Origin of the sequence: Acinetobacter guillouiae, from assembly GCF_002370525.2 — a bacterium.
Taxonomy (GTDB): Bacteria; Pseudomonadota; Gammaproteobacteria; order Pseudomonadales; family Moraxellaceae; genus Acinetobacter; species Acinetobacter guillouiae.
Genome location: NZ_AP014630.1, coordinates 3,495,163 through 3,507,496, shown reverse-complemented (window position 1 = coordinate 3,507,496; position 12,334 = coordinate 3,495,163). Strand labels below are relative to the sequence as shown.

Annotated in this window: 8 protein-coding genes; 7 read left to right on the top strand and 1 reads right to left on the bottom strand. The window is 40.5% G+C overall.

Features of this window, described 5'->3' with window-relative positions; translation table 11 throughout:
* Positions 1 to 66 precede the first annotated feature (66 nt).
* Genes AS4_RS16405 through AS4_RS16395 form a run of 3 tightly spaced genes read left to right on the top strand, consistent with a single transcriptional unit; the run spans position 67 to position 2,066 of the window.
* Positions 67 to 894: an energy transducer TonB gene (locus AS4_RS16405; RefSeq protein WP_096734861.1), complete on the top strand. Its 828-nt coding sequence runs from the start codon at positions 67 to 69 to the stop codon at positions 892 to 894.
* Between the two features lie 27 nt (positions 895 to 921).
* Positions 922 to 1,662 carry a MotA/TolQ/ExbB proton channel family protein gene (locus AS4_RS16400; protein WP_096734860.1) on the top strand — a complete coding sequence of 247 codons (741 nt, stop codon included), beginning with the start codon at positions 922 to 924 and terminating at the stop codon, positions 1,660 to 1,662.
* Positions 1,662 to 2,066, top strand: coding sequence for an ExbD/TolR family protein (locus AS4_RS16395; protein WP_004717481.1), 405 nt, complete (start codon positions 1,662 to 1,664; stop codon positions 2,064 to 2,066). The genes AS4_RS16400 and AS4_RS16395 overlap by 1 nt, the downstream gene beginning before the upstream one ends.
* Before the next feature lie 309 nt (positions 2,067 to 2,375).
* Here the strand turns inward: AS4_RS16395 and AS4_RS16390 are convergent, their stop codons facing one another.
* Positions 2,376 to 3,965 (bottom strand): ABC transporter substrate-binding protein, encoded by a 1,590-nt coding sequence (locus AS4_RS16390; RefSeq protein WP_096734859.1) that lies wholly within the window; start codon positions 3,963 to 3,965, stop codon positions 2,376 to 2,378.
* 283 nt (positions 3,966 to 4,248) lie between these two features.
* On the opposite strand from AS4_RS16390, the gene AS4_RS16385 reads away from it, so the two are divergent.
* The 4 genes from AS4_RS16385 to AS4_RS16370 all read left to right on the top strand — a co-directional run bounded on the left by AS4_RS16385 (position 4,249) and on the right by AS4_RS16370 (position 12,206).
* Entirely contained in the window at positions 4,249 to 6,861 is a 2,613-nt protein-coding gene (locus tag AS4_RS16385; RefSeq protein WP_096734858.1) for a TonB-dependent receptor, read from the top strand.
* Positions 6,862 to 7,124: 263 nt separating this feature from the next.
* Positions 7,125 to 9,452 carry a TonB-dependent receptor gene (locus tag AS4_RS16380; RefSeq protein WP_406565185.1) on the top strand — a complete coding sequence of 776 codons (2,328 nt, stop codon included), beginning with the start codon at positions 7,125 to 7,127 and terminating at the stop codon, positions 9,450 to 9,452.
* 17 nt (positions 9,453 to 9,469) lie between these two features.
* Entirely contained in the window at positions 9,470 to 10,663 is a 1,194-nt protein-coding gene (locus AS4_RS16375) for an LLM class flavin-dependent oxidoreductase (protein WP_096734857.1), read from the top strand.
* Between the two features lie 304 nt (positions 10,664 to 10,967).
* On the top strand, positions 10,968 to 12,206 hold the full coding sequence (locus tag AS4_RS16370; RefSeq protein WP_096734856.1) for an NADH:flavin oxidoreductase/NADH oxidase family protein: 1,239 nt from the start codon (positions 10,968 to 10,970) through the stop codon (positions 12,204 to 12,206).
* The last annotated feature ends 128 nt before the right edge of the window (positions 12,207 to 12,334 follow it).

Here is a 12,334-nt window from a genome sequence, read left to right as displayed (position 1 = left end):
GCTTATATTGTTGGCATGACTTGTGCAATTTTCAATACAGTATTTTATTTTTTAGTTTAAATTGCCATGAGTGAACGAATATTTAATCCCCATCAGCGGGCGTTGCTATTTGGGCAATATGCATCTGCTTCAACTGCAACTGGCATATCAGACCCATTTACACGACATCATTTGGATGTGAGTCAATCACCTCCAGCAAAATTGAATAAATTGTGGATCGCGATCATTGCGGTTGCTGCAGCACATTTGGGTATTTGGTATATCGCAAAACAATTACCGACACCAGCTTTGGACATTGCAAAGCCAGAACCCGTGGTGATTGAAATTGTCAAACCAGTGGAACCACCTAAAGTCATTGAACCTAAAATTCCACCAGTGACGCAAAAACCCAAAATTCCGCCTGTGGTCGAAAAACCAAAACCGATTGCGAAACCTATCGAACAGCCGAAACCTGTTCAAAAAACTGTGGAGCAAGCCAAACCGATTGTAAAACCCATTGCGCAAGACACAGTTCAAAAAACTGAGGAACCTGTTGTAAGCAAAAAACTGAGCGCTGAACCTGCTGCAAAAACAGCAGAACCAGTGAAGCCTGCTGATGACAATTTACCTGTGACAGAAGCCAAGGGTTATGCAGGTTATCTAAGCAACCCCGCAGCAGAGTACCCAGAACAGGCCTTAGAACGTGGTTGGGAAGGCGCGGTGATTTTAAGGGTCAAAGTATTGCCAAACGGTAGCCCAGATAGCGTAACAGTCAAACAAAGTAGCGGCAAAAAACTTTTAGACAGCGTGGCTGTAAGAACAGTAAAGCAATGGAAATTTTCACCGGCCTTAAAAGGTAAAACACCTGTCGAAGGTTGGGTTGATGTTCCAATTCATTATCAATTACCGAAATAAACTATTTTAAATTAAGAGGATATCTACATGACAGACATAAATTCATTGATCCATGACGGCACAATCTGGTTATTGGTTGCTTTCTCCATTGTCACATGGGTGTTGATCGTGGTTAAAGTGGTACAGACACAGAAAGCCAGCAAGCAAAGTAAGGTCTTTGTCGAAGCCTTTTGGAAAGCCAAAAATTTGCCTGAGGCAGTGACTCAATCACAACAAGGTGAAGGCCCTACAGCCCGTGTTGCAAATGCCGGTTTTCAAACCTTGATTGAGGCAGATGAAAAGACTCATCAAGATTTGCAAAACAGTTGGAGTCGGCAGGATTTATTAGAGCGTCATTTACGCAAGCAAATTTTAACTGAACGTCGTCAATTGGAAAAAGGTTCTGCATTATTGGCTTCGATTGGCAATAACGCACCGTTCATTGGACTATTTGGAACAGTGTTTGGGATTATTCATGCTTTACAGGCCATTGCACATTCAGGTAATGCAAGTATGGATGTGGTTGCAGGGCCAATTGGTGAGGCCTTGATTGCTACAGGTATTGGTATTGCTGTGGCGGTACCCGCTGTGTTGGCTTATAACTATTTCATACGTAAAGTTAAAACCATCGGTGCAGACCTCGATGATTTTGCTACTGATTTTGTCAGTTTAAATCAAAAAGCAGGCTTTCAGTTACCTGTCGCTAAGCCAAAAAATACCACTGGAAATACTGTAGTCAATCATGATGCATCCAGTAAAGAAGTCAAAGAAAAAGGAGTGTTTGCATAATGGCCGTTTCAACCTCCCAAGAAGATGATGTGGTGAGTGAAATTAACATTACGCCATTGGTTGATGTAATGCTGGTTTTACTCATCGTGTTTATCGTTACAGCGCCTCTGTTAACCAATACCGTGAAAGTAAATTTACCCAAGGCTGCACCGACGCAGTCAACGGATCAGAATAAAGCGGTTGTCATTAGTGTTAATCCGCAAGGAGAAATCTTCCTTGACAAGGATAAAGTAACTTTGGCAAGTTTTGAAAAAGAGATTCAGTCACGTAAAAACAGTAACCCTAAATTGGCTTTGAATTTAAATGCCGATGAGACCATTCCTTATGGAACAGTTGCAAAATTACTTGCCAGTATTGAGCGAGTAGGGGTAGAAAAATTATCTGTGATTACCGTACCCAAGTAGTCTTTGGATGCTGAATGAAATAGCTGCTGCGGCAGCTTTTTTAGTGTCTAAAAATATGAGTAGTTAAAATTAAAACAGCGTTCAAATTTTATTGCTTTATATAAGCCTGATTTTTATAAACTGAATGTGTACAAAATGAATGTGTTATTCACGATTTTGATCAGCAACATTAAGGTCGTTGTGTTGGGCTGCAATAGTCGGGATGCATCATCAGAGCCCCATACTGGATTGACTTTTCGTCCTTGAAAAGTCAGAAGATCGCTGACTACAGCAGATGCTTGATGGTGTTAAGGCGCTGCAAATTTTATTTTAGGCTTGATTGTTCCATAATTTCTCAAAACGCCACGTTGGGAAAATCGTGTGTTCTGCCGCTAATCCTCCGATCTGTTTCGATGCAGCATCTATGCTATGGCTAAAACCCCAAATCAGCATTCCACCGCGTTCATGTTGAATTTTTTGTGCCTGAGCCAAATACACTTTACGCTTGGCTAAATCGGGTTCAGCCAGTGCTTTATAAAACAGCTCACTATATTCTGGGTCTTTAAAGTTGACACGATTGGTTGTTGAAATTGGTGCATCATTCACTACAGCAGTGGATAAATACGGTGTACCCACGTTGGTTGCATTACTGGAGAATTGCCATTTACTCCGATCAGGTCCATTAAAGGTAGCTAAATCAACTTGTTTGACCCGAATACTGACATTGGCTTTCTTTGCTTGTTCTGCAAATATTAGGGCAGGTTGGGCGTTGCCAACGGGGGTAATCAGTTCAACGCTTAAGCCATCTTTAAAGCCCGCTTGAGCCAATAAGTTCTTGGCTTCTGTAATGTCTTGTTGACGTTGTGGCAAATTTAGAAATGCTGGATCCTGTGGCGAATATAAATCATTGGCGATGCGTCCCTGACCGTTTAAACCCCGTTGTATCAGCTCTTGACGATCGGCGATTAAACGAAATGCTTGGCGGACTTTGGGATCATTAAATGGTGCCTGTTGAGTATTAAAGTCAAAACTATTGTGGGTATTGGTTTGAGAACGAACCGTTTGAATATGTTTTGCTTGCTCTAAAATTTTAATGTATTCAGGTGAAATCGCATTTGCAAGATCAATTTGTCCTGCCAATAATGCATTTAGTCGAGAAACTTGATCTTTAAAGTCAATGACTTCAAAACGATCTGCATAAGGCCGATCTGCTTTAAAATAGTTTTCAAACCGAGTAAAGACTGAACGTTGACCGGGGATAAATTCTTTGACTTTATAAGGACCTGCGCCCACAGGGTTATGAATGGGATCAAAATCAGTGGGGACAATACCGCCAAAATTGACCCAAGTTTCAGGCAGCGCCACAAAGCCAGCAATTGAACTAATAAAAGGAATGCGTACTGTATATTGATCTAATTTTTGGATACGATCACGATCAATCCATTGCACAAGATTTCGAAAAGGTGAGGCAAGCTTTGGATCTGTTAATCGTTTCAATGAAAAAATGACATCATCTGCGCTGACGGTTTTACCATGATGAAACTCTAAACCTTTACGCAGTCGTATGGTCCATTCGCTGGCATTATGATTAGGTTCTGCAAATTCAGCCAAAGCAAGACGAGGAAGCATGTTTTCGTCCCATTCCCAGAGCTTATTATAAATCGCAAATCCACGGGTAATCCCACTTCCTGAAGCTGAAAGGTGAGGATCAAGGCTACCTGATTGTTGTCCACCAATCAGCCCTAATCGAATTGTTCCACCATGCTTAGGGGTACTGGAAAGTGAACTTTGGGAGTCAGCGCTAGGTTGTGGAGATTGTCCACAAGCAGATAAACCACTGATTAAAGAAACGCCACCGAGTGCAGTTAGACTTTGGGTTAAAAATTTTCGACGTGAGAGTAACAAGGTTTCATGTGTCATTAAAAATACTCAGTTAGAACGTATTCAGAGGAGATTGCACAATGAATGCCAATTCTTTTTTATATTTTTCTAATATTTATCAATTGATTATAAGCGTTGTGTTTTTTGTCACTGTTGCTTTTTCAGCATTTCTGTTGAAAAAATAAACATGAATAAAATCTGTATATCAATGAGGGCTATTTAAAAGTAATAAAAATCAATGTTTTATATTTGAGTTTTGCCTATTTAAAGATTGGCATAGGCTTTGCGTAACGCAGTGTAAATGTATTTTACTGAGTGTGATATGAAACAGAACTTTCAATTAAAGCCACTGGTGATTGCGCTAGGGCTATTTGGGGCAATCTTTCCATGCGCTATTTTTGCTGAAGAAACCTCAGAGCAAGCCAAGGATTCTAATGGTGATGTAATTACCTTAGCCGATGTTGTAGTGACAGGAGCAAATAAAAAAGCCACAATTCTCCCCAAGCGTAAAGTCACTTCGATTTATGGGACGGATAGTTCTGTATTAGATACCCCACGTGTCGTTTCACAAGTATCTGAACAACAGTTTCGTGAAGATGTTATTCGTAGTGCAGATGATTTGGTTAAGTATGCTCCAAGTATCACCAGAGGAGGTGGGCAAAATGCCAATTTCGCGCCACAGATACGAGGGCAAAACTCCGAAGTTTTTCAAGATAGCCAACGAATATACAGTACCCGACATCCGACCAACTTAAATGCCTATGAAGCTGCTGATATTGTTGCAGGACCAACGGGGGTAATTTTTGCACCGACGTCAGGTTCAGGGGGATATATTAATTATCTCACCAAAAAACCGAATTTTAATAAAGCACAAACCACGATTTCGGGATCAGTGGGTTCAATTTATGCAGGGCAAGGTGCTGAGCCTAATTTCTCAGTCAGTATTGATCATACTGCACCTATTTCTAAAGAATTGGCATTTCGTATCAGTGCAACAGCACAACGAACAGATGACTATTATGACAATGTAAAAAATAATTTTAATGCATTTTATGGTGCTTTGGCTTGGCGTCCAGATGACAGTCTACGGGTTGACTGGAATATCAGTTATGACGATTATTCAGATTTTAATGTGACGCATGGTTGGAACAGAGCGACACAACAATCCGTTGATCAAGGGCTTTACTATAAAGGCAGAGCGACCCCGATTATTCAAAACGGTTCAAACTTTTGGTCTCCAGTCTTTGAGTCTGGTGCAGCTCACTCTAAAGTGATTGGTTGGCAAACTCGGCAGAAGAATGACAAAAATCAATATATTGCTGTAGGTCCAGTACAGACTTCTCCTTTGCCAAGTTCCACTGCTGATCAAGCGGGTACAATTCGAGGTTGGGTCTATGATCCATCAATCGCAGGCAATGGCTTAGTCAAATTAGATGATGATGTTTCTGGTCGGAGCGAAGATAAAAATAGTGCAAAGCGTTTTAGTACACAATTTAAACTGGTCAAAGATATCAATGAAAATTGGTCTGTGGCCAATAGTACGCTATATCAAAAGAGTCATGATTTAGGTGATTCTGTTGGGAGTTTCTTTACCGATTTGGACCATGAATTATTGGATAACCGCTTAGAGTTTTTAGGCGATCATGACTTTGAGCTATTGGGTGTCAAAATCAACAATAAAAGCAGTACAGGTGGCGCTTATCGGCATGAGAAATTTACCTCTCTCGCAGCAAACAATAGTTTTAATATCAATCCTTATGATTTAAGCAATGATCCATCACAGAAAAACCCTGGAGATTTATTGGGATTGGTCAATCATGGCGGTTCGACTGGAAGTTGGATTGGGCAGGCTGGTGTTCCACAGTATTCGCAGTATTTTGGCTATTTAAATCTACCTCGAATGTACCCTGTGGGTCATGGCTTATATGCTGAAAAAGGCGGTTTTCCTCCCAATGGAGGTGGTGCAGTTTATACAGGAACAGGCTTTTGGGATACTTACAGCGTATTTACACAGCAAAATTTTACTTTTAATGATGTTTTTGGGATTAATCTGGGAATTAACCACAGTTCTATAAAAGCAAAATTAGAGAATCCACTGGTTTTAGTCCCTACAGATGTCCGCTCAGATTCCAATACATATAGTTTGCTTAGCTATCAAGCCAGTACCTTTATTAAACCTACTGAAAAAAGTACCCTATATTTTACTTATGATAAAAGTACAGCTTTGAATACGGGTGTATTTGGTCCATTTTTAATTTGGGGCGCTGGAAATCAGCTAAATCCTTTGGCTTTTGACAGCCAAAGTGAATTAAAAGAAGTGGGAGTGAAATACGAGCCGATCACTGATCAACTTCTGTTAACGCTCAGTGGTTTTGAACAGAAGCGCGATTTATCACCTGATACCAATGGCAATATGGCGCGTTTTGAAATCAAAGGCCTTGAATCATCATTACGTTGGCAGCTACAAAAAAATATCGCGATCGGGGCAAACTTAACCTATCTCAATGCTGAATATTCTTCCATTATTCCGGCTGGTTTTTCACCTTTTGGTTTCCATGCAGACAATGCGACGGTATGGGGCGATAGCAATGCTTTAAACCAACGCAAAGCAGGACGTTATGATGCAGCAGGCATTCCTAAATATTCTGCAAGTGCTTATGTGGACTATCAGCACCAGTCAGGTTTTGGACTAAACTTATCGGGCTGGTGGACAAGTAACTGGTATACCAATCTAAGTCAGACCGTAAAGGTACCCAATAATTATAATTTAGATTTGGGACTTTATTATCGTCAACCGCAGTGGACAGTAGGCTTAAATATTCTTAATTTGACCAATGAGCGTAATTTCGTAAATGGTTTAGCTGGTGCAAATAGCGAGTTTTTACAGCCAATGCGTCCATTGACGGTACAAGGACAATTTAGCTATAAATTCTAAATTAAACAGATTTTTATTTTTGATTGCATTAGCCATACTTTTGTATGGCTTTTTTATAAATTTACTCTTAGTAGATATCATTAAAAATAAAAAAAAGCAAAATGTTGAAATAACAACAATACGACAATTAAAAATGTCTATCTATCAGCAAAAATAAATATTTTTTTTATGATTTTTTATATAACACTTTGAAAATATTTAAATAAATAGAATGGCACAAAAGTTGCCAATAACAAGAATAGATTTATTTAAATGGAGTCAGCATGTTTAAGGTTACAAAAATTAGGCAGAGTATTTTAACTGCTATGTGGGGCGTAACGGCGAGTGTTTCAACACTGGCTATTGCAAATGACGAGATCGAGACTACACCAGCACAACAAGCACAGGTTGAAAAAGCCAAAGATGTCAAAAAATTAAGTGATGTGATCGTCACTGCACAATATCGGGCGCAAAATATTCAAAAAGTTCCAACTGCAATTACTGCTGTTTCGGGTAAGGACTTGGCTGCGAAAGGTTCTACTTTTATTGGGGATGTTTTAACCTATACACCAAATGCTGCAGCTGAAAACCCAGATGGGGATAGTCGTCCACGTTGGTATATTCGTGGTCTAGGTACGGGAGATGTAGCTGCATCGACAGTATTTCCTGTTGGCGTGTATGCAGATGGGGTTTATTTAAATGCGCCAGTTGCAGGTGCAGGTGACTTGTTTGATTTAGAGCGTATAGAAGTTTTACGTGGTCCACAAGGTACGCTCTATGGGAAAAACACCACTGCGGGTGCAGTCAATTATATTTCTAAAAAGCCTACTTTTTCAGATAAACCCAATGGATATGCAACTATTGGTTTAGGGGATCATAACCTACGAACATTTGAAGGTGCTGCAAACGGCAAAATTTCGGAAAATGTTGCGGTGCGCGGGGCTTTTTACTCTGAAGACCGTGACGGATATGCAAAGAATATTGCCAATGGTGAAGATTATGGCAATGTGGATAAAAAATCTTTTCGCTTCCAAGTGCTAGGCAAAATCAATGATGAATGGGATGCCTTGGTCAATCTACACAGCCAAACTTATAATGGCTTAGGCAGTAATGGTTCCTTAAGCGTGGGTAAATACTGGGGTATTTATGAAAGACCTAAAGGACGAGACACCAATTTAGATCTAGATGAAAACAATAAGATTCAGCATGATGGCGCATCATTAACCTTAACTGGAGATTTGGGGGGCGGATATAGCTTTACTTCGATTACTGCCTTTGATAAGACCACACAAAAGTCGATTTCAGATGGTGATTACACCCCTTATGATGTCGCACGAAGCTATAGTGATAATGAATGGCGTCAATATAGCCAAGAGTTTCGCATCGCTTCTGATGCTGAAAAACGCTTAAGCTGGATTGCAGGATTTCATTATTTCAATGAGGATTTAGATTCCACTGGAGTCAGTGCACGTGTCAATAAAACATTGCCAAATGGCGCTGCTTCTCAAACTGCGTCTACGCCAGCATTTAGAGATATAACCTATAATCAAGCCACTCAAAGCTTTGCACTTTTTGGTAACAGTACCTATAAATTTACAGATAAATTTAAAGTGACAGGTGGTTTACGTTGGACCAGTGAAGAAAAAGATATTGATCTCAATCTGACTCAGATCACAACGGGAGACTATACAAAAGGCAGTTGGTGGAAAAAAGATGGTTATAGCAATGCTGTTTATAACCCAACCCCAAATGCAAATGGGTCAACAAGTCGCAATAAAACTTGGAATGAGTTGACCTATGACATCACCCCAGAATATGAAATTAATCCTAATTTAAATACTTATTTTAGATTTGCACGCGGTTTCCGTTCAGGTGGATTTAACACTGGTTTATCCAGCAGCTTAACCCAACTTGCCGACGTGAATCCTGAATACTTAAATAGTTATGAACTTGGTTTAAAGTCTACGTTATTGGACGGAGATTTAATCGCAAATGCCAATATTTTTTATTATGACTATAAAGATATTCAAACCAATTTACTGGTTGCAACAGAGGGACAAGGTGGTGGGGTGACCTCGGTTCTCGCCAATGGACCAAAAGCTGAAGTTAAAGGTGCTGAATTAGAATTAGATTATTCAGTGACTGAAAATCTACGTTTACGTTTTGCTGGTGCTTATCTTGACAGCGAATATACCGATTTCGTCGATAAAAACCCGGTAACCAATGTAGTTAATGCAGATAATACAGGCAACAGTCTAGTGCGTTCGCCAAAATACACTGTCGGTCTGGGTGGAGAATATACTTTTAATCTCAATGATGGTGCTCGTGTTGTTGTAGGTACAGATGCCAGCTATCGTGATCGCGAATTTTTCCTCGTAAACCGTCAAGACTATTCGGTAGATCCAATCTTAAGCCAAAAAGCATATACCTTATGGAATGCCAATGTTGGCTACCATAGCGCAAATAACAAATACCAAGTCAATGCTTACGTTAAAAACCTATTGAATGAAGAATATCAAGTACATGGCCGTCCAAATGGTCCCGCTGGACAATATGTTTTAACTTATGGAAACCCACGTCAAGTTGGTGTTTCTCTTACTGCTAAATTCTAAGTTATACGGAGAACATCATGGGAATTGAATTTTTTACTCGTCTACCACTGCATGGTGAAGCAGAGTACTTAGCAGGTGATCCACGCAATCGTGGTGATTGGTCACGTGTCGCGGGTGTAGACAATACTGGTGCGACATCGAATTACCAAGTTGGTGATGACTTTACCTATATCGACTATCTTAGCCAAGTGGCTCGTGCGGCTGAAATCAATGGTTTTGCAGGCGCACTGATGGTGAATGCACCTACAGGTGAAGAACCATGGACAGTGTGTTCCTTATTGGCAAGAGAAACCAAGCGGTTAAACTTTGTGACTGCATTCCAGCCTTATCATTTTAGTCCTTATAATGCAGTACAAAGTGCAGCAACGTATCAACGTGCCACAGGGAATCGTTTGGTCTGGAATATTATCAACGGTGGCTCTGAGGTTATTCAGCGCCAAGTTGGGGATGCTACTCCGCACGATGACCGTTATATCCGTGCGACTGAATTTTTAGATGTGGTGAAAGGGTATTGGTATAATGAATCATTCCATTACCAGGGCAAATATTATTCTGCTGAAGGCGGTGGTTTAAAATACCCTCTGAATAAAGCTGAACTACCGATCATTTGTACGGCAGGATCGTCTGAGGCTGCCCGTGAGTTTGGTGCGAAGCATGCTGATTATTATTTAATGCGTGCTGAAAAACCCAGTGAAATTGCTGAATTGATTGCAGATGTGCGCAAACGTGCTGCGAGATATGGGCGGGATAATATTAAATTCGGCTTATCCATTGATACGATTGCACGCCGTAGTGAACAAGAAGCGTTGGCAGAGGCACAACGTTATTTGGATGAAGCTGCTGAAAAACAACGCTTACATGCGTCTGCTGCACATGCAGGTTTGAGATCGGCACGTGTATTGAGTTTTGAAAAAGAATATAGTGAAAAAGCAGGCAGTAAAAACGTCGATGATTTCTTTATTCATCCCAATGTTTGGTCAGGCTTTGGCTATATTGGTATTCCACCAGGTGTTGCTTTAGTGGGAAGCTATTCGCAGATTATCGAGCGGATTCAAGAATATAACAGTATTGGGATTGATCTGTTTTTCTTGGCGGGCTATCCACATTTAGAAGAAGCCTATCGCCTTGGCGAACATGTTTTACCTTATTTCAAAAAACAGCGTCAGGCATTACAGCGTATTCCTGAAGAGGCAAAATATCGTATCGCCTAACTCCCATTGCAACATTTTAAAGCCAAGATCTTTAAACCAGTCTTGGCTTTTTATATTCATTTTTATCTTAATAAAAAAATAGTTTGGGTTGTCGTTGAAGCTTTGAGCAGAAAACCTGAAATGGTTTAAGTCATGTAAAGAAGTTATTGGGGGACCGAAAGGTGATCAAATATCATTTTTTTCTTGATGTAAGTTTTTGAATAAAATTAGTTCTTAAAATAATAAAAATTAAATGCAAAAAAAGGATTGACATTAAAGTGAGCTTTAATCTTAAAGTAAGTCCATACTCTATGAGGCTATAAAAATGAACGTCTTTGAAAAATTAGTTTTACCCAATGGTACTCAGATTCCAAATCGTATTGCAAAAGCTGCGATGGAAGAGAATATGGCAGATCTCAATCATGCACCATCAGAAGCGCTCATGCGTTTGTATCAGGCATGGGCAGATGGTGGTGTTGGTTTAATCATTACAGGTAATGTGATGGTGGATCGTCGTGCGATGACAGGACCGGGTGGGGTGGTCTTGGAAGATGAACAGCATTTAGCGCACTTCAAACGTTGGGCGAAAATCGCACGTTCTCAAGGCGCGCAAGCATGGTTGCAGATCAACCATCCGGGCCGCCAAATGCAGTCAAATTTAGGTCAGCCAACGTGGGCACCTTCTGCTGTGGCTTTAGATTTAGGTAAAATGTCAGATCGTTTTAATACTCCAATTGAAATGACTCAAGCCATGATTGACGAAGTGATTCAACGTTTTGCCAATACCGCACGTTTGGGTGAAAAGGCTGGATTTACTGGTGTAGAAATTCATGCAGCTCATGGCTATCTACTCAGTCAGTTTCTTTCGCCTTTAAGCAACCAACGTCAAGATCAATGGGGCGGTTCATTGGAAAATCGTGCACGTATTTTGATTGAGATTGTCAAAGCAGTACGTGTAGTGGTGTCATCAACATTTACAGTTGCTGTTAAACTGAATTCGGCCGATTTTCAACGTGGTGGTTTTAGTGCTGAAGATGCGCAGCAAGTGGTTCAAATGTTAAATGATCTGTCAGTTGATTTGGTTGAATTGTCAGGTGGCAGTTATGAAGCACCTGCTATGCAAGGTCAAGCTAGAGATGGTCGGACTTTGGCGCGTGAAGCTTATTTCTTAGAGTTTGCTCAAGAGATTGGCAAGGTTGCCCATATGCCGATTATGGTGACTGGTGGTATTCGCCGTAAACCCGTTGCAGAACAAGTCATTGACAGTGGGATCGATATGGTCGGAATTGCAACAGCCTTAGCAATTGACCCTAACTTACCCAACGAATGGAAACAAGGTCAGAATATCGCACCTGAATTGAAACCAATTCACTGGGAAAATAAAACCTTAGCTTCACTTGCCAATATGGCAACAGTCAAATTCCAGTTACAGAAACTTAGTCATGGGAAAAAATCGAATCCTCAGGTTTCACCTTTATGGGCCTTGATATTACAACAGACAGAAACGACATGCCGCACACGTCAGTATAAAAAACGTATGCGTGAGTATTCACATTCAGCTTAAGTACAGTGCTTTGTTCAGATGTTGGATTAGATCTGACAGACTGTACTGCGGCTGTGGCCCAAAGAGGATTTCCCTGATGCTTAGGGATGATCACCCATTAAAGTAATGATGAGAATACTGATCAAGCA

Coding starts and splice junctions, on each gene's coding strand:
- AS4_RS16405 (WP_096734861.1), top strand. CDS start 67: ATGAGTGAACGAATATTTAATCCCCATCAGCGGGCGTTGCTATTTGGG.
- AS4_RS16400 (WP_096734860.1), top strand. CDS start 922: ATGACAGACATAAATTCATTGATCCATGACGGCACAATCTGGTTATTG.
- AS4_RS16395 (WP_004717481.1), top strand. CDS start 1,662: ATGGCCGTTTCAACCTCCCAAGAAGATGATGTGGTGAGTGAAATTAAC.
- AS4_RS16390 (WP_096734859.1), bottom strand. CDS start 3,965: ATGACACATGAAACCTTGTTACTCTCACGTCGAAAATTTTTAACCCAA.
- AS4_RS16385 (WP_096734858.1), top strand. CDS start 4,249: ATGAAACAGAACTTTCAATTAAAGCCACTGGTGATTGCGCTAGGGCTA.
- AS4_RS16380 (WP_406565185.1), top strand. CDS start 7,125: ATGTTTAAGGTTACAAAAATTAGGCAGAGTATTTTAACTGCTATGTGG.
- AS4_RS16375 (WP_096734857.1), top strand. CDS start 9,470: ATGGGAATTGAATTTTTTACTCGTCTACCACTGCATGGTGAAGCAGAG.
- AS4_RS16370 (WP_096734856.1), top strand. CDS start 10,968: ATGAACGTCTTTGAAAAATTAGTTTTACCCAATGGTACTCAGATTCCA.